Genomic DNA, 18,006 nt, shown 5'->3' with positions numbered 1-18,006 from the left:
TCATGTTTTCTTGGCGTCTCAGAACGAGATACCAGCAAAATGGCCGAGTGAATTTCCGTGATTGGGGTTGGCAAATCAGCCAATTCGTTGAATCTGTGCATGTTCCCGAGCGCTGACAACTTTGAGAGGCCCCAAATGACCGACCCAGTTCAATTGACAGCGGACTTAATCCGTTGCCCATCGGTCACACCAGACGAGGGCGGCGCGCTGGTTCTGCTTGAGTCGGTTTTGACCAATGAGGGCTTTGAATGCACGCGTGTGGATCGAGGGGGCATCTGCAACCTGTTTGCACGTTGGGGGCAAAAAGCCCACGCGCGAAGCTTTGGGTTCAACGGTCACACAGATGTTGTTCCGGTCGGGGATGAGGCCGCTTGGACGGCTTCGCCGTTCGGAGCAGAAATCCGAAATGGCGTGATGTATGGCCGCGGGGCCACGGATATGAAATCCGGGGTCGCAGCCTTTGCTGCCGCCGCTGTGAACTTTGTACGCGAAACACCACCAGACGGTGCCATCATCCTGACCATCACCGGAGACGAAGAAGGGGATGCATTGGATGGAACAACGGCCTTGCTGGATTACATGGCCAATAACGGGGAACGCATGTCTGTCTGCCTTGTAGGCGAACCCACATGTCCGAATGAAATGGGTGAAATGATTAAGATCGGTAGACGCGGGTCGATGACCGCCTGGTTTACGATCACCGGGGTGCAGGGGCACTCGGCCTATCCACATCGCGCGAAGAACCCGCTACCTGCCATGACACGGCTCATGGATCGGTTGGCCAGCCATGAATTGGATCAAGGGACCGCGCATTTTGACGCTTCGACGCTTGCCGTGGTGACAATTGACACCGGAAACCCGGCGACCAACGTCATTCCGGCGCAATGTACTGGTACGGTGAACATCCGTTTCAATGATTTGCATTCCGGTGCCAGCCTCAGTGAGTGGCTACACCGCGAGGCCGGTCAGGTGGCGACCACTTACGGTGTTGAGGTCGAAACCAGAATCAAAATCTCTGGTGAAAGCTTTCTGACGCCGCCGGGACCATTGTCAGACCTGGTCGCGAAATCTGTCGAAGCCGAAACAGGTGTGCAGCCCGAGTTGTCGACAACAGGTGGAACCTCTGATGCCCGGTTTGTGAAGGACCATTGCCCGGTGGTGGAATTTGGTCTGGTTGGCCGCACGATGCATCAGGTCGATGAATGCGTAGAGGTTGCGCAGATCGAGCAACTAAAGGCTATCTACAAACGAATTTTGACAGATTATTTTGCCTGAACCATGCAACGTACTTTGATTATCATGATCAAAGAACCCCGTCCGGGCCGGGTCAAAACGCGGCTTGGGCGCGATATTGGCATGGTTGGTGCAGCGTGGTGGTTTCGGCATCAGACACGGTCGTTGATCCGACGATTGCGCGACCCGCGTTGGCAGATTGTGCTGGCCGTATCGCCGGACAAGGAAGGGTTGATTAGCCGGGTCTGGCCAGCTGATCTGACCCGAGCGGCGCAGGGCTGCGGCGATCTTGGGGCCAGAATGGGGCGATTGCTGCGGGCGGCGCCAAAAGGGCCGGTTTGCCTGATTGGCGCGGATATTCCAGGCATCACGCGCGGGCACATAGCGCGGGCATTTGGTGCGCTGGGCAGATCGCAGATGGTTTTTGGACCTGCGCCGGATGGTGGATATTGGCTGGTAGGCGCGCAGCGATATGGTGCGTTGCCGCCCGGGCTGTTCGACAGCGTGAGATGGTCGACGGAACATGCGCTTGCAGACACTCTGACCTCTGTTTCAGGACGCCGAATTGCACTGCTGGACCATCTGCACGACGTCGATACCGTGGCCGATCTGCCGAGCTGACCTAAATCGCCGTTTTTTGGTCATGACGCCGTCGTGCGCTCGTGTTAGGCCGAAGATATGACTCGCATCCCCACCAAGCAGGAGGTCCTGGACTGGATCTCAGCGAACCCCACCCTCACTGCGAAACGCGATATCGCCAAGGCTTTTGGCATCAAAGGCGCGGCTCGGATCGACCTAAAGCGTATCCTGCGCGAGCTGGAGGCCGAGGGGCATCTGGAAAAACGCAAGCGCAGCTACAGCGATCCGGACCGGCTGCCGCCTGTCAGTGTTTTGCAGGTGAACGCGCCCAATTCGGACGGTGATCTGTTTGCTCGTCCGCTGGAATGGCATGGCGAAGGGGTGGAGCCCGTTGTCTTAATGATCTTACGCGCCAGCGACCCGGCTTTGGGCGAGGGTGATCGCATTTTGGCCCGGCTATCGGTGGTGCATGAGGAAGACCATAATTACGAAGCCCGCCTGATCCGCCGTATCGGATCCAACCCGCGCCGGGTCGTGGGGATTTTCCGCAAGGGGGCGGAAGGTGGCCGGATTGTACCCATCGACAAGGCGGGCCAGACCGAGTGGCTGGTGCAAGACGGCGCTGATCACGGTGCAAAAGACGGTGAGTTGGTTGAGGCTGAACAGGCCGGACCGAAAAACCGCATGGGATTGCCACGCGCGCGTATTGTCGAGCGTTTGGGCGACCCGTCTGCGCCCAAGGCGGTTTCGCTGATAGCGATTCATCAACACGGAATCCCGGATGATTTCCCAGACAAGGTGATCGACGAGGCCGACAAAGCCAAACCCGTTGGGCTGAAAGGGCGCGAAGATCTGCGCGACATGCCGTTGCTGACGATCGACCCATCTGATGCGCGTGATCATGATGATGCGTGCTACGCACACGCAGATGATGACCCCAAAAACCCGGGCGGGCACGTGATCTGGGTCGCCATTGCCGATGTTGCCGCCTATGTGCAGCCCGGTACGGCGTTGGACCGCGAGGCGCGCAAGCGCGGAAACTCCAGCTATTTCCCGGATCGTGTCGTGCCAATGCTGCCGGATCGGCTGTCCGGGGACCTGTGTTCCCTGCACGAAGGTGTCCCACGCGCTTGTATCGCAGTGCGGATGCAAATCGGTGCGGATGGAAACAAGATCGGCCATCGCTTTGTGCGCGGATTGATGCGCTCGGCGGCGTCCTTGCATTATGCCGAAGTACAAGAGGCCATCGACGGGACTGTGAACGACAGGACGGGGCCACTCTTGGAGCCTGTTCTGAAGCCACTCTATGCCGCCTACACGGCGTTGAAAAAGGCGCGGTCGGAACGTCAGCCGCTGGATCTGGATCTGCCGGAACGCAAGATCATCCTCAGCGACAAAGGCGAGGTGCAAAGCGTTGCCTTTCGGGATCGCTTAGACGCGCATCGGCTGATCGAGGAATTCATGATCCTGGCCAATGTCGCGGCGGCGGAAACCCTGATCGCCAAACGTCGTCCACTGCTGTTCCGCGTGCACGAGGAACCCGCGCCCGAAAAACTGGAAAGCCTTCGCGAAACGGCGCAGGCCGCTGGTTTGAATCTGGCCAAGGGGCAGGTGCTGCAAACCCGCCATCTGAATGCGCTGCTGAACGCAGCGGCAGGCACCGAGGATGCCGAGTTGATCAACCTCAGCACGTTACGCTCAATGGCGCAGGCCTATTACAACCCGGAAAACTTCGGCCATTTTGGCTTGGCGCTGCGGAACTACGCGCATTTCACCTCGCCCATTCGTCGTTACGCGGACTTGATCGTTCACCGCGCGCTGATTACGGCCCACAACTGGGGTAAAGACGGGCTGACCGAAGAAGAGATCGACCGGCTGGAAGAAACCGCCACCCATATCTCGGACACCGAACGACGTTCGATGATGGCCGAACGAGACACGACAGATCGATACCTTGCCGCCTATCTTAGCGAGCGCGTTGGCAACGAATTCGCTGGACGGATCAGTGGCATTGCCCGGTTCGGGGCCTTTGTGAAGATGGATGAAACCGGGGCGGATGGGTTGGTTCCTGTGCGGTCGCTGGGCCGTGAGTTTTTCCATTTCGACCGCGAGGCGGGTACTTTGATGGGCTCAGACACCGGCCTGATCATTGCGATCGGGCAGCGTGTCACTGTGCGCCTGACCGAGGCAACACCCGTGACCGGCGGGTTGGAATTGGAATTGCTGTCTATTGACGATCAGGCTCTGCCCCGTGGACGCGGAACCGGCAAAAAGCCAACACGCCGGAAAGCCGTCAGCGCGAAGCGCAAGAAAGACAAGATCAAGCGCAAGGTCGAACGTAAGCGCCGTCAGAGGTGATAGGTCAAAGCTCGGGCGATCAGCCATCCGTGGCGCGTTTCATCGATCTGATCCGGTGAGTCGAACAGAACCGCCCGGTTGCCGTCGATCCGGTCTTCGCCGGGAAAGGCTGTGGTAAAGTCGCCCATCAATCGGCTTTGGCAGTGCACGAACAGTGCAAACTGGGCGGACTTGTGCCCACCTAGCCGAATTGTTGATCCTTTTGGTGCCAGATAGGCTGGTTGCCCCCACCGCAGTGCTTCCTGCAGCGGTTGCGCCGTGGGCAAGGAGGCGGCTGTTTCCAGTATCAGTTCGCGCAGGTTCAGGACACCTGCACGCGTGTCCTGTGGCAGCGCGTCAAACGCTGCCTCAACTGCAGGGTCGTCTATCTTTGTCATGTCAACGGCAACGCCTCTTCCACCCGGTCCACATAGCTGTTGAGCAGAGTATCTTGTTTGATACGCTGCGTCAGTGGGGTATCTGCGGGTGTTGCACGCATCGCAGCCAACATCGGGCCAACACTCATGTCAGCAGAGGTCGGCTGATTGCCCATAAGGAAGGGCGATTGCCATAAGTAGGCTGAGATCGCTTCAAGATCGCGCTCTACCCGGTCCAGTCGTTCCGACAGTGAAAACCGGCCGATCCCTTGCGAGTTGATTCCTTTTAACACGGCTTTTCGGATCGAACCGGATACCGGTTTGCGGATCAGCGCCGGAATTCCGGTAAAAAACGTCTCACGCAGGATTGGCCACACCCGGTCATTGCCCCAGCGGTCCAGCACGATATTAAAATACAGGTGTTCTTCGGCCGTGCGGACCAAGGTCCGGGATTGCGCCTTTTGAATGTCTGTGAGGCCTTTGTCAAAGTCCGCCCCCTGTTGTTCTAACCATATGCGGATCATGTCGCTGTCAGGGACCAGCCGTTCAGGGGTGCGCAGCACCGGCAGTTTTTGATGCGGCATCTTACGCGGATCAAGCATATCCGATCGCTGCCATGCTTGCCCTGACTGCTGCAGCATAAATGCGCTTTTGACGCAGAAAGGGCTGGCGCTGAACAGGCCGAAGGCAGAGGGGTATGTGAGAAGGGTCAGCATGTTTCGCTCCATCTAATTGGGATGGCTGATAGGTATCTTCCACTGATGACAATTTCTGTCATCAGCATTAGATTAGGATGGGTTATGTCCCGTACCGCCCGTCTGTTCCAATTGATGCAAGCCCTGCGCTCTGGTCCGTCGCCCAAAACGTCGGTCCAGTTGGCGCAAGATCTGGATGTCTCGGCCCGCACGATCCACCGGGATATTGATGCCTTGCGTGGCTTGGGGGCTGTCATTGACGGTGAGGCAGGGTTTGGATTTACCCTGATCGAAGACGCCACGCTGCCACCGCTGGGGTTTACCGATGATGAACTTGAGGCGTTGGTTCTGGGCCTGCGCGAAGTTCAGGTGATTGGTGACCCCGCCTTGGCCGATGCGGCCAGCGCAGCGCTGCGCAAATTGCAGGGTCGCCTGCCCCCGCGTCAGTCTCATAGGTTGAGTCATGCCGTACTGGCCGCGACGCGGTTTAACAGGCCGTCGGCCCCGACGATTGAAGTTGCGGCCCTGCGACAAGCGACATGGGATGAGCGCACGGTCGAGTTTTCGTATACGGATGCGAAGGGCGACCCCACACGTCGGCGTGTAAATCCACTGAGTATTGTCTATATGGATCGCTCAAACGTATTGTTAAGCTGGTGTCATCTCAGACAGGATTTCCGCGTCTTCCGTTTGGATCGGATGCACGAGATGTCGGTTACAGATCAAAGCTTTCGACCAAACCGGGTACCGATGTTACGCGACGCACTGGCGCGTATCCGCGCAGAACGCGCCGCAAAAGAGAGCGAGTTGCATAGCTGAGCATTTTGAGAATTTCCAAAACTGCGCTATCCTGGGGTTGAGCAGTAAACAGGAAAAATCCGGAATGCGTAAATGCGTAGGCGGCGTTATGACCGTGGCATTGTGGGCATCCATCGTACAGGCGGAAACCACAGACAATGGTCTGGGGCCCGAAACCGGGCCTTTGGACAAAACGATACAACTTGCATCCGCGGACGTTACCGTCTCGGTGCGACCGTTACCCCGACCGACAGCTGAGGTGTTGCGCGTGTCGACAGAAGGCAATGCGAGGTTTCAGGCCTGGTTGGGGTCTTTCCAACAGCGGGCACTTCAGCAGGGTGTTTCGCAGACGACTCTGGTAAGGGCGCTGGCTGGTGTAACCTATGACAACGACGTCATAAAGCGCGACCGCAATCAGGCCGAATTCTCAAAACCCATATGGAAGTATTTGGATTCAGCAGTCTCTGACGCCAGGATTTCCAATGGGCGTAGATCCCTGGAGCGGCATCATCTGGCACTGGAACAGATCGAAGCCCAATACGGGGTCGAGAAAGAGGTTGTTACAGCTATCTGGGGGCTGGAAACCGCGTTTGGATCCTACCGAGGAAACAACGAAACCATCCGCTCTCTGGCGACATTAGCGTTTGATGCGCGGCGGGCGCAGTTCTTTGAAACCCAGCTGATTGCGGCGTTGCAGATCATCCAGTCAGGTGATGTGAGTGCCGGAAACATGATCGGCAGCTGGGCAGGGGCGATGGGGCATACGCAGTTTATGCCGACCTCGTATCTGGATCACGCGGTGGATTTCGACGGGGATGGACGACGGGATATCTGGTCGGATGATCCGACGGATGCGCTGGCTTCGGCAGCGGCGTATCTTGCGCGGCACGGGTGGACCAAAGGCCAGCCCTGGGGTGTCGAAGTGCGCCTGCCGAACGGGTTCGATTTTTCCACCGCCAAGCGCGAATTCACTCTGAAGCCGTCCGAATGGGCCGCGCGGGGCGTGGTGGCGCCGGATGGCGCACCCGTGCCAGACTATGGGCAGGCCGCAATTTTGCTTCCGGCAGGCGGGCAGGGCGTTGCATTGATGATTTTCGACAATTTCAAGGTGATCGAGGCATACAATGGTGCGGATGCCTATGTTGTCGGTATTGGCCATTTGTCTGATCGATTGGCCGGGCGCGGCCCGTTTCGATCCAATTGGCCGCGCGATGACCGGGTGCTGAGTTTCACTGAGCGCAAAGAGCTGCAGACGCGTTTGACACAAGCCGGGTTTGATACGCAGTCTATTGACGGGCGCATTGGCCCAAACACAATCGATGCATTGCGCGCCTATCAGGTGGCGCAGGGTTTGCCACCAGATGGTTATGCCACTCTGCAGTTGTTGGAGCGGTTGCGGTAAAAGATAAGGGGCGGTCTTGTTGACCGCCCCTTGTGTTTCGATGCTTCGGCCAGAAAGCTCAGGACGCAGCTTTCATCAGACCCTGCTTGATGATCTCTGAATGCGCTTCGTCCAGAGATCTGTGAATGCGTTCGAACATCTCGTCGATATCTGCGGGCGTCAGGATCAGCGGCGGCGAGATGATCATTCGGTCACCCACATGGCGCATGATCAGGTTGTTGGCAAAGCAACAATCCCTGCAGATGTAACCAATGGTGCCAGGCTCTGACGCGAATTTGGCGCGGCTTGCTTTATCTGGCGTCAGGGCAATGGATGCCATCATGCCGACGATCTTGGCCTCACCCACCAGCGGATGATCTGACAGTGCCTCCCACTTTTCCTTCAGATATGGGGCAGCCACGTCGCGTACGTGATCGACGATCTTTTCTTCCTCAAGAATGCGCAGGTTCTCAAGCGCTACGGCTGCGGCGACCGGGTGACCGGAATAGGTGTAGCCGTGGTTGAATTCAGTGCCCCCGATGACTTCGGCTATCTCATCATTGACGATCGATCCGCCAATCGGCGCATAGCCCGAGCTGAGGCCTTTGGCGATGGTCATGATATGCGGTTTGATTCCAACGGTCTGCGATCCGAACCAGTTGCCAGTACGGCCAAAGCCACAGATCACTTCGTCGGCGATCAGCAGGATTTCGTATTTGTCGCAGATACGCTGAATCTCGGGCCAGTATGTATCGGGCGCCACGATAACCCCGCCGGCGCCTTGCACCGGTTCTGCGATAAACGCCGCAACGCGGTCTTCGCCCAATTCAAGAATGGCGTCTTCCAGCTCGCGCGCGCGAGCAAAGCCGAAATCTTCCGGCGACATCTCACCCCCTTCAGCCCACCAGTTGGGTTGGTTGATGTGGTGAATGTCCGGAATCGGGATGCCGCCCTGCGCATGCATACCCGCCATTCCACCCAGTGAGGCTGACCCAACTGTTGAGCCGTGGTAGGCGTTGTGGCGGCTGATGATGATGTTCTTATTCGGCTGGCCCTTCTCGGCCCAGTAGGTGCGCACAAGGCGAATATTGGTGTCGTTTGCCTCGGACCCACCTGCTGCGAAGAAAACGTGGTTCAGATCGCCCGGTGCCAGTTCGGCAATCTTGGCCGCCAGCGCGATGGCCGGAACATGGGTCGTTTTGAAGAAGGTGTTGTAGTAGGGAAGCTCTCGCATTTGACGTGCGGCAACGTCCGCCAGCTCATCCCGGCCATAGCCGATATTGACACACCAAAGACCGGCCATGGCGTCCAGAATTTCTTCGCCCTCACTATCGGTCAGGTAAACTCCGTCAGCGCGGGTGATCACGCGCGCGCCTTCCTGACCCAGCGCGCCATTGGCGGAAAACGGATGGAGGTGATGCGCCGCATCCAGTGCCTGTAGTTCGGCGGTCGGCATATGATTGGTGATGGTGGACATCGGAGAGTCTCCTGCAAAAGCGATTGGCGATCACAATATGATCAAATTTTGCGCTGTCAATCGAATCGCATGGAGCTAGACAGCTGCAAGCGCTTCGGCCATCAGCTCCATCCCTTGTTCGATGTCCTGAGCAGTTGCCTTGGCCGCCTGATCTGCATCCCCTTTGCGCAAAGCTGCGATAATATCCTTGTGCCGATCCGGCAGGCTTTGCGTGCCAAAGCGACCGCAAACAACCCTCAGCGACGGCCCAAACCTGAGCCACAGTCTTTCCGCCAGATCACTGAGGATCGGAGCGTTCGCGTGGGAATAAAGCGTCTCGTGAAAAGCTTGGTTCAAACGTAGATACCCACTGACGTCCCCATCGATGATTGTCCGATCCAGATGGCGATCAATACGTTCCAGATGGTCGATGTCGACCGTCTGTAGGTTCGCTGTGGCGCGCCTTGAAAGCTCTGATTCTATTGATATTCTGGCAAATATCATCTCTTTGATGTCAGCCGTGGACAACAGGGGGACGCTCACCCGGCGATTGCCCTGAAACACCAATGCTCCGTCCGAAATAAGCCTGCGAATCGCTTCACGTACCGGGGTCATGCCAACACCCAGCGAATCAGTTAGACCCTGTATGGTGACAGGCTGACCCGGGACCAGTTCTCCGAATAAGATTTGTGATCTGAGAGTTTGGTAGACCTGTTCATGGGCCGGGCGTTTCTCGCGCTCGGATGGTGTGACAGATGCTTTATTTTTGATCAAATCCAATTGGTTCATCCCATTTCGACTACCCCTGACTTGTCAGGTGGCGGACCTCGTGAAACCATACGCTGGATCGGGGGAAAACGCAAAACTTGATCAAATCCGAAAAAACGGGAAAATACCCGTACATTCGCAGGGAGAAGAATATGACAATCAAAAGGCTGACGCTGACAGCGGTGGTCGCATTGGGGACATCGGTGGCTTTTGCCGATGAGGTGCGTGTTTACAACTGGTCCGACTACATCGACGAGGATCTGCTAAGCAAATTCGAGGAAGAGTCGGGGCTGACCCTGATCTATGATGTTTTTGACAGCAACGAGGTCCTTGAGACCAAGATGCTCGCCGGTGGTTCGGGCTATGACGTGGTGGTGCCTTCCGGTACGTTCCTACAACGCCAAATCCAAGCGGGTGCTTTCCAAGAGCTGGATTCGTCGAAATTGTCGAACACTGGCAACCTGTGGAACGTCATTCAGGAGCGCACTGCGGGCTACGACCCGAACAACGCGTATTCCATCAACTACATGTGGGGAACGACGGGGATTGGCGTCAATGTCGGCAAAGTCAAAGAAGCGCTGGGCGATGACGTTGTCTTGAACAGCATGGATCTGGTCCTGAAGCCTGAGAATATGGAAAAGCTGGCCTCGTGCGGGGTGCATTTCCTGGACGCGCCTGCGGAAATCATCCCGATGGTTCTGCAATACATTGGCGAGGATCCGGACAGCCACGACAAAGAGGTGATTGGTAAGGCCGAAGCGGTCCTGACCAGTGTCCGGCCGCATATTCAGAAATTCCATAGCTCAGAGTACATTAACGCGTTGGCAAACGGCGATATCTGCGTGGCCGTCGGCTGGTCTGGCGACATCCTTCAGGCACGAGATCGTGCAGCCGAAGCGGAAAATGGCGTTGAGATCGAATATCATGCCTTCGCCGAAGGATCGCTGATGTGGTTCGACCAGATGGCCATTCCGGCAGATGCACCGAATCCGGAAGGCGCGCATAAGTTCCTTGATTTCATTCTGGACGCCAACAACATGGCTGCCGCGTCGAACTATGTATACTACGCGAACGGCAACCAAGCGTCCCAGGAGTTTCTTGAGGAAGACGTGATCGGAGATCCGGCAATTTATCCAGATGATGCTACGATGCAGAATCTCTACATCACGACACCTTATCCCGCGAAAGTGCAGCGGGTCGTGACTCGTCTTTGGACCAAGGTCAAGTCTGGTACTTGATCTGACCATTCGACGCTGGGCGGATTCGATGCCGCCCAGTGCAATTCCTGTCCGGACCGATATGCGGGGGCCGCTTTGAACTCTGACGTTTTTGCGCCGTGGGAAGACCCACAGGCGAAGCCATTGATCCAGTTCCAAAATGTGACCAAGCGGTTCGGAAGCTTTACGGCGATCGACAATCTGTCACTGGATATTTTCGAATGTGAGTTCTTTGCTCTGCTGGGGCCGTCCGGCTGCGGGAAAACCACAATGATGCGGATGCTGGCGGGTTTCGAGACCCCGACAGAAGGGCACATTCTGCTGGGCGGCCAGGACATTGATCCGATCCCGCCCAACAAGCGCGCCGTGAACATGATGTTCCAGTCCTATGCCCTGTTCCCGCATCTGAGCATCTGGGACAACATTGCGTTTGGTTTGCGCAGGGACAACATGCCCAAGCATGATCTTCAGGACCGCGTAGAAGAGATGTTGCGCCTAACGCGGTTAGAGCAGTTCGCTCGCCGCAAACCGCACCAGATTTCGGGTGGGCAACGTCAGCGTGTTGCATTGGCACGATCGCTGGCCAAAGCGCCCAAACTGCTGTTGCTGGACGAACCGTTGGGCGCACTGGACAAGAAGCTGCGGCAAGACACGCAATTCGAACTGATGGACATCCAGGAAAAGACTGGCACCACCTTTGTGATTGTGACCCATGATCAGGAAGAGGCAATGACCGTTGCCAGCCGCGTGGCGGTAATGGATCAGGGGCAATTGAAACAAGTCGCCACGCCGGATCGTATCTACGAAAGCCCAAACTCGATATATGTGGCCGACTTCATCGGTGACGTGAACATCATTGAAGGCCGTGCAACGCCCGGCGAAGATGGAACCTATCAGATCGACTGGGCCGAAGGGCAGTCACCGTTAACCGCGACCTCAGCCACGGATTTGTCTACAGGGCAATCGTGCCATCTGGCGATCCGGCCCGAGAAGGTGACAATCTCATCCGAGAGGCCTGCAGACGCCATAAACGCCATTCAGGGCAAGGTGATTGACATCGCTTATCTGGGCAACTTGTCAACCTACTATGTCGAACTGACAAATGGCACAATCATCAAGGCGCAATCGGCCAATACGCGCCGGATCTCGCGCCGATCCTTCACTTGGGAAGACCCGGTCTGGCTGTCCTGGACAGCAACGGCTGCGGTTCTGTTGGCGAACTGATGCGCCGCGCCTTTCTGATTGCTGTTCCGTATGTCTGGCTGTTGGCCCTGTTCATGGTGCCATTCTTCATCGTTCTGAAGATATCGCTGTCGGACACGGCCCTTGCGATCCCGCCTTACACACCAACGCTTGATCTGTCCCAGGGGTGGGCTGGTATCAGAGAGTTTTTCAGCCAATTGGATTTGGAGAACTTTGTTTGGCTGACAGAAGATGACCTGTATTGGAAAGCCTATCTGTCCAGCGTCAAGATTGCGCTGATCTCGACTGTTCTGACGCTGATTGTTGGTTACCCTATCGCTTACGGCATGGCCCGCGCGCCGGAGGAATGGCGCCCAACCCTGATGATGCTGGTCATCTTGCCATTCTGGACCTCGTTCCTGATCCGCGTTTACGCGTGGATGGGTATTCTCAGCGAGGGCGGGTACCTGAACCAGTTGCTGCTTTGGACGGGCATAATTTCGACCCCGCTGACCATTCTGAACACCAATACCGCGGTCTATATCGGCATCGTCTACACCTATTTGCCTTTCATGATCCTACCGATCTATTCGGCACTTGAACGGATGGATGGATCTCTGATCGAGGCTGCCGAAGATCTGGGCTGTTCGCGTTTGCAGGCCTTCTGGCTGGTCACAATCCCGTTGTCCCGTCCGGGCATCATTGCCGGGTGTTTTCTTGTGATGATCCCCGTGATCGGTGAATTCGTCATCCCGTCGTTGCTGGGTGGATCCGGTACATTGATGATCGGCAAAGTGTTGTGGGAAGAATTCTTCTCGAACCGGGACTGGCCAGTGGCAAGCGCCGTTGCAGTGGTTCTTCTGCTGATCCTGATCATCCCGATCGTTCTGTTCCAACGTAACCAGCAAAAGCAGACGGAGGCCGAGCAATGAACAGGTTGAGCTGGTTCAACACGGTTTCCCTGACGCTGGGGTTTGCCTTCCTCTATATTCCAATGATCATCCTGATCATCTTCAGCTTTAACGAAAGCAAGCTGGTCACGGTCTGGGCCGGGTTCTCGACCAAATGGTACGGTGAACTGGTTCAGAACGAAGCATTTCTGGATGCTGCATGGGTTACTGTACGCGTCGCGGTGTTCTCTTCCACTCTGGCGACTGTTCTGGGCACAGCAGCGGCTTATGTGTTGGTGCGCGGCGGGCGGTTCTTTGGCCGCACGCTTTTCTCGGGCATGATCTACGCTCCGCTGGTGATGCCCGAAGTGATTACGGGTCTGTCCTTGTTATTGTTGTTCATCGGGATTGGTCTGGATCGGGGTATTCTGACAATTGTGTTGGCGCATACGACGTTCTCGATGTGCTTTGTTTCGGTGGTTGTATCGTCGCGCCTCGTGACCTTTGATCAGTCGCTGGAAGAGGCTGCTTTGGATTTGGGCTGTTCATCTGCTCAGGCTTTTCGCCTTGTGACCCTGCCAATCATTGCGCCTGCTGTGATCTCAGGGTGGTTGTTGGCCTTTACCTTGTCGCTGGATGATCTGGTGATCGCGTCCTTTACCTCGGGCCCGTCAGCCACGACTTTGCCGATCAAAATCTTCTCGGCGGTGCGTCTGGGTGTCAGTCCTGAAATCAATGCGCTTTCAACCATCATGATCGCGGTTGTCACCGTCGGCGTGATTACCGCATCGCTGGTTACCAAGCGTGCCATGATGCGCCAACGGCAAGAGGAAATGGCGGCAGAACGCGCGGAATGAGGCGGATTTTCCCAGACTACACCTACGGTCCCGGACCGCGCGAGGGATGTTGGTGGGATGAGACCATCGACAGTCCGGACTGGTCGGAGCATTGGGGTGATACCAGTGTCGATGTTGCTATCATTGGGGGCGGCTTCACAGGTGTGTCGGCTGCGTTACATCTCGCCGAAAGCGCAGCTTCCGTTGCCGTGTTCGAAGCCGAAACGCCAGGCTGGGGCGCCTCGGGTCGCAACGGCGGGTTTTGTTGTCTGGGCGGGTCAAAGCTTGATCACGAAACGATAACACGCCGGTTCGGGCAGTCGGCAGCACAGGCTTATGGCCGCGCCGAACAGGGCGCCGTTCAGTTGGTATCTGATCTGTTGACGAGGCACAAAATCGACGCAGATATCCATTCAAAAGGCGAAACTCAGCTGGCTCACTCCCCGCGGGCGATGGAAAAATTGCGCCGGACCGCGGATGCATCGGGACTTTTGCATGAGCAAAACGAGTTAGCCGGAATAGGCATCGGAGGATCGTTCCACGGGGGGCTCACTCTGCCGGTAGGATTTGGTTTGAATCCAAGGAAATACCTCTTCGGAATAGCAAAAGCCGCCGCGGCCCTAGGCGTTGAATTCTTCCAAAAAAGCGCGGTTGTAAACATACAGAAGGTCGGACCAAGGTTCGTGCTGCAGACACCAAACGGCCGTGTCAAAGCCGAAAAGGTCCTTGTCTGTACCAACGGGTATTCCAGCGAGGATGTCCCAGCCTGGATGTCCGGCCGTTATATGCCTGCGCAATCCACCGTTCTGGTGACTCGACCCCTAGGCCGGGCAGAACAGTTAGCGCAGGGATGGACTTCGAATCAGATGTCCTATGATACCCGAAACCTGCTGCATTACTTTCGCCTGATGCCGGACGGGCGTTTTCTGTTCGGTATGCGGGGCGGGCTGCGATCCTCGCCCCGCACCGAGGTCGCAATTCGGCGAAAAGTGCAACAGGATTTCCGACGCATGTTCCCCGAATGGTCACGTGTCGAAGCCACTCATATCTGGTCGGGTATGGTGTGCATGTCACGTGGGTTGCTACCGTTTGTTGGCCCGGTGCCGGGGCGGGCCGGACTGCTTGCTGGCTTTGCCTACCATGGAAATGGTGTTGCCATGGGGTCGTATTGTGGGAGGGCGCTGGCGCGCATGGCGTTGGGGCAAGACAGCAACTTGCCCGTGCCGATGACACAGACTCCGGGGCGGTTTCCCTTTGGGCGTTGGCGCCGTGCGATCATGCCGCCCGCTTACGCTGCTTTGGCGCTTGCCGATCTTTGAGACCTTGCCAAGTCACAGCGTCTCCATTTCCAACCGTAACCCTTCCGAATAATCGGTGGCGCCGTTCTCGACCCGCCACAGGCAATAGGCCGCCATACGCCATGCAAACCATGGGCGTAGGGATTCGAAACGCGCGATAATGCTGGGGTGCTCGTAGGAAGACAGAAACCGGTCGATCTCCTTGGCGCTCAAAGGTGCACCTCGGTATAGGCGCTGCATGGCGGGTGAAAGAAACAAGGCGATGTCTTCGCAAGGGTCACCTACAGCCGGACATTGCCAGTCAATCAAGGTTAGCCCGCTTTCGGCCACAAGAATGTTCCCGGCCACGGGGTCGCCGTGGATCAGGCATGTTCGGTTGGTCGGAGGTACCGTATGCGCAGGGCGCAATTCGATCAGCTTGAGGCGGGTTTCTGATGCGCACCCATCCAGTATCTTTTGGCCATGCGACGCGAGATCAACGCTGCCGTTGCACCCCTCCGGGGCGACCTTCAAGGCCGGATGCGAATGTAACTTTCGCAGCAATTCGGCGACAGGTTCAGGACGTTCCCGCCAGGGTGATCCAGGCGCGTGGTCATAAAAGACCCAATGATCGTTCTGGTGCTGGCCGGTCGCCCGCAAACGTGGCACGAAGCCAGAATACTCGAGTGCCTTTAGGCACCGCGCCTCCAGTTCCGCATCGTTTCGGAACAGCGGGTTTCTAAGAGTTGTTTGGTACAGCTTCAGAACTTTGTCACCATCACCCCCAAGAACCTTCCAAACTTGATTGGTACGCCCGCCATACAGTGTTTCAAACCGCGCGCCCGTAACGACCAGCCCCTGAGTTCGAAGCTGTTGCACAAGGCCGGGAGGTGGTGAGGACAGGTCGGACAGAGGCGGTACCAATTCTTCTGGCGAGTCGGAAGTTGCCAAGGTTTGGCCCGTCCGGCCCCACAGATCAAGCGCCTGTTCGGATCGCCGTGACCTTTGTTGCCAATATCTCCAGACCGCCTTCCAGAGTCAAAACAACAGCATCATCGCCGGCCTGTGCTTCGATGACACGCTGATAAGACGACGCCAGTTTCTCAGACAGTAGTTTCCCGTTTTCATAGCTTTCCAGCGTTGCCGAATAGGTCCCTGACGCCAGAGGGTTGCCAGCCGAATCCGTACCGGCCCAGACAAATTCCGTGTCGGCTACGGGCACGGTGATGCGGTCAATGACAGTGCCCTCTTCATCGCGGATCACCAGAGTTGTCTTGTCCGCTTTGGGATTGGGTTCGGTGAACAGGGTGACCGGTTCGTCATCGAAGTGAAAAGCCGATGCGGACCGAACGTCCATGCCAACCCAACTGGCCAATTCATCCAGGTTGACGTTACCCATGGCGGTTGCCAACGCAGACAACAGGTCATTCGTCTTCACCTGTTGTTCAACCATCGAAAACTGCGCAAGCTGTGATGCATAGTCTGACGAATCCATCGGTTCCAAAGGATCCTGATTTTGAGCTTGCGTGGTCATCATCAGCAAAAACGTCTCAAAATCCGATGTCACAGCAGATGTCTGCGATTTCCCAGCAGACTGATTCTGCGCCGCGTGTTGCGCGGCCTGAGTTGGATTGATCATGCTTCAAAGCCTCATATCAATGCCCCTGCCCAGGGCAGTGCGCCGCAGAACGGGATCGGTTCGACTGTCATTTTCTTCCGCTGTCGGTTCGAAAAGAGATCCAGCCCGTGAACCCGTGCTTTGATGGTGCGGATCTGACGAGGTGCCCAGATCAAAAGACATCTCACCATATCCCAGTTTCTGAAACTCTGCCGTCAGCGTTGCAATATGTCGCCGCATTAGATCCAGCGTCTCAGGGCGCTCTGCGGCAATTGTCATGTGCAAACCGTCTTCTCGACCATTCAACACGATGGAGACCCGGCCCAGTTCTTCTGGGTTCAGCGTGATTTCAATCGCCCCTGACCCGGGTCGAGACTGGATGGCAGCGGCCAGTTGGCCAGCGATAGCCCGGGCGATTTCGCCACGCACAGTTGCTGATGGTGAACTCAGTTGAGGCACCGAATCGCGAGGGGTCTGAAGCAATGCTTCATCCCTGGCGGCAAATAGACCTTCTGCTGTTTCCGTCCGCAGAAACTCTCCTGGTTCTTGGGTCTTGGCCGCCGCAATCAACTGCATCTGCGTGACAGCCGGAGTACGCTTCGGAGTCTGAGGCCGGGCGTTTACGCCTGCAGGAACAGGGGGGTGATGTGGAACTTCGGTAGTTGGTGAGATCTTCGCGGATGGCTCGACAACGGGTTTGGGTTCTGGCCTCACGGATTGCGCCTTTTGAGCAATTGCAACTGCGTCCGAACGAATGATTTCAGGTTCATGTACCACGCGCGATGGGCTACTTGCATTTTTTCCATCAGACAGAACGGGCGTTGTCCTTGGCGGTATGCTTTGATGTGAATGACTATCCCCGCCCAAAATCGGATGTTGCCCTTTGTTTTCGTTATTTGCCTGACGATTGGCGACCTCGCGTGTTTCAGCGGGCGTTGGAGAGACATTGGAGGTGCCATCGGTGACCAGCGGTGCTGTGGCGGTGCCTTCTGCGACCTGTATTGGCCGTGATGAGTGACTTTCAACCAGTTGCTCAGACGGCAAAGGTTGGGTCGCTTCAACGTCAGGGCCGGCGGTTTCTTCCGCAGCCTCTGCTTCCGGAGTTTCAGCAGTCTCAGCCCCTTGTTCCGTTGGAACGTCCTCTTGATTCAGAACGTCCTGGAAGCTTGTCGCCCCTTCGGAATCGCGGTTTTCTCTTTGGCCAGCATCGGGTTTGTTCGGCGCTATCGGTATGGAAGTCGCCAGTGTAAGCGGGTTGGGCATTTTGCTCCGGCTCCGTTTGTCTGACCGGTAAACTGCCATCAGGAAGTTACGTTTATTTTAACTGCTTTCCCCTTTGATCGAGAAAGTCCGAAGAAATTT

17 protein-coding genes are annotated in these 18,006 nt (G+C 56.6%); 10 read left to right on the top strand and 7 right to left on the bottom strand.

Going from position 1 to position 18,006, the window contains the following annotated elements:
- Window positions 1-135 precede the first annotated feature (135 nt).
- The 3 genes from dapE to rnr are packed head-to-tail and all read left to right on the top strand — an operon-like array spanning window position 136 to window position 4,170.
- Complete coding sequence (gene dapE / locus D9K61_RS15460; RefSeq protein WP_120634092.1) at window positions 136-1,275, top strand: succinyl-diaminopimelate desuccinylase; 1,140 nt, start codon at window positions 136-138, stop codon at window positions 1,273-1,275.
- Between the two features lie 3 nt (window positions 1,276-1,278).
- Entirely contained in the window at window positions 1,279-1,854 is a 576-nt protein-coding gene (locus D9K61_RS15455; RefSeq protein ID WP_120634091.1) for a TIGR04282 family arsenosugar biosynthesis glycosyltransferase, read from the top strand.
- Window positions 1,855-1,911: 57 nt separating this feature from the next.
- A complete protein-coding gene (rnr, locus tag D9K61_RS15450; protein WP_120634090.1) occupies window positions 1,912-4,170 on the top strand; it encodes a ribonuclease R in 2,259 nt (752 codons plus the stop codon).
- On the opposite strand, the gene D9K61_RS15445 is transcribed toward rnr, so the two are convergent.
- Both D9K61_RS15445 and D9K61_RS15440 read right to left on the bottom strand, forming a co-directional pair.
- Window positions 4,161-4,547: a DUF1801 domain-containing protein gene (locus D9K61_RS15445; protein ID WP_120634089.1), complete on the bottom strand. Its 387-nt coding sequence runs from the start codon at window positions 4,545-4,547 to the stop codon at window positions 4,161-4,163. The genes rnr and D9K61_RS15445 overlap by 10 nt on opposite strands.
- The gene (locus tag D9K61_RS15440) at window positions 4,544-5,242 is read right to left on the bottom strand and encodes a glutathione S-transferase family protein (RefSeq protein ID WP_162946916.1); all 699 of its coding nucleotides are present in this window, start codon (window positions 5,240-5,242) and stop codon (window positions 4,544-4,546) included. Before D9K61_RS15440 ends, D9K61_RS15445 begins: the two co-directional genes overlap by 4 nt.
- An 84-nt stretch (window positions 5,243-5,326) precedes the next feature.
- Here D9K61_RS15440 and D9K61_RS15435 point away from each other — a divergent pair, with 84 nt between their 5' ends.
- Entirely contained in the window at window positions 5,327-6,040 is a 714-nt protein-coding gene (locus tag D9K61_RS15435; RefSeq protein WP_120634087.1) for a YafY family protein, read from the top strand.
- Between the two features lie 64 nt (window positions 6,041-6,104).
- On the top strand, window positions 6,105-7,421 hold the full coding sequence (locus D9K61_RS15430) for a lytic murein transglycosylase (protein WP_120634086.1): 1,317 nt from the start codon (window positions 6,105-6,107) through the stop codon (window positions 7,419-7,421).
- Window positions 7,422-7,479: 58 nt separating this feature from the next.
- On the opposite strand, the gene D9K61_RS15425 is transcribed toward D9K61_RS15430, so the two are convergent.
- Together D9K61_RS15425 and D9K61_RS15420 are read right to left on the bottom strand one after the other, a co-directional pair.
- Complete coding sequence (locus D9K61_RS15425; protein WP_120634085.1) at window positions 7,480-8,877, bottom strand: aspartate aminotransferase family protein; 1,398 nt, start codon at window positions 8,875-8,877, stop codon at window positions 7,480-7,482.
- A gap of 75 nt (window positions 8,878-8,952) precedes the next feature.
- Window positions 8,953-9,636 carry a GntR family transcriptional regulator gene (locus tag D9K61_RS15420; protein ID WP_371688480.1) on the bottom strand — a complete coding sequence of 228 codons (684 nt, stop codon included), beginning with the start codon at window positions 9,634-9,636 and terminating at the stop codon, window positions 8,953-8,955.
- Between the two features lie 140 nt (window positions 9,637-9,776).
- On the opposite strand from D9K61_RS15420, the gene D9K61_RS15415 reads away from it, so the two are divergent.
- From D9K61_RS15415 to D9K61_RS15395, 5 genes are all read left to right on the top strand, one after another.
- Window positions 9,777-10,862, top strand: coding sequence for a polyamine ABC transporter substrate-binding protein (locus tag D9K61_RS15415; protein ID WP_120634083.1), 1,086 nt, complete (start codon window positions 9,777-9,779; stop codon window positions 10,860-10,862).
- Between the two features lie 75 nt (window positions 10,863-10,937).
- Window positions 10,938-12,065: an ABC transporter ATP-binding protein gene (locus tag D9K61_RS15410; RefSeq protein ID WP_120634082.1), complete on the top strand. Its 1,128-nt coding sequence runs from the start codon at window positions 10,938-10,940 to the stop codon at window positions 12,063-12,065.
- Entirely contained in the window at window positions 12,065-12,955 is an 891-nt protein-coding gene (locus tag D9K61_RS15405; RefSeq protein WP_120634081.1) for an ABC transporter permease subunit, read from the top strand. The genes D9K61_RS15410 and D9K61_RS15405 overlap by 1 nt, the downstream gene beginning before the upstream one ends.
- Window positions 12,952-13,770, top strand: a complete 819-nt coding sequence (locus D9K61_RS15400; protein WP_120634080.1) for an ABC transporter permease — start codon at window positions 12,952-12,954, stop codon at window positions 13,768-13,770. The genes D9K61_RS15405 and D9K61_RS15400 overlap by 4 nt, the downstream gene beginning before the upstream one ends.
- Window positions 13,767-15,068: an FAD-binding oxidoreductase gene (locus D9K61_RS15395; protein ID WP_120634079.1), complete on the top strand. Its 1,302-nt coding sequence runs from the start codon at window positions 13,767-13,769 to the stop codon at window positions 15,066-15,068. Before D9K61_RS15400 ends, D9K61_RS15395 begins: the two co-directional genes overlap by 4 nt.
- Window positions 15,069-15,080: 12 nt before the next feature.
- Here the strand turns inward: D9K61_RS15395 and D9K61_RS15390 are convergent, their stop codons facing one another.
- Genes D9K61_RS15390 through D9K61_RS15380 form a run of 3 tightly spaced genes read right to left on the bottom strand, consistent with a single transcriptional unit; the run spans window position 15,081 to window position 17,907 of the window.
- On the bottom strand, window positions 15,081-15,977 hold the full coding sequence (locus tag D9K61_RS15390) for a phosphotransferase family protein (RefSeq protein WP_254055797.1): 897 nt from the start codon (window positions 15,975-15,977) through the stop codon (window positions 15,081-15,083).
- A 25-nt stretch (window positions 15,978-16,002) separates the two neighbouring features.
- Window positions 16,003-16,665 carry a flagellar hook capping FlgD N-terminal domain-containing protein gene (locus tag D9K61_RS15385; protein ID WP_120634078.1) on the bottom strand — a complete coding sequence of 221 codons (663 nt, stop codon included), beginning with the start codon at window positions 16,663-16,665 and terminating at the stop codon, window positions 16,003-16,005.
- 3 nt (window positions 16,666-16,668) lie between these two features.
- Entirely contained in the window at window positions 16,669-17,907 is a 1,239-nt protein-coding gene (locus D9K61_RS15380; RefSeq protein WP_162946915.1) for a flagellar hook-length control protein FliK, read from the bottom strand.
- Between the last annotated feature and the right edge of the window lie 99 nt (window positions 17,908-18,006).

Origin of the sequence: Ruegeria sp. EL01 (assembly GCF_900313035.1) — a bacterium.
Lineage (GTDB): Bacteria > Pseudomonadota > Alphaproteobacteria > Rhodobacterales > Rhodobacteraceae > Ruegeria.
The sequence above is the reverse complement of the archived record's forward strand: the minus strand, read 5'-3'. Positions and strand labels throughout refer to the sequence as shown.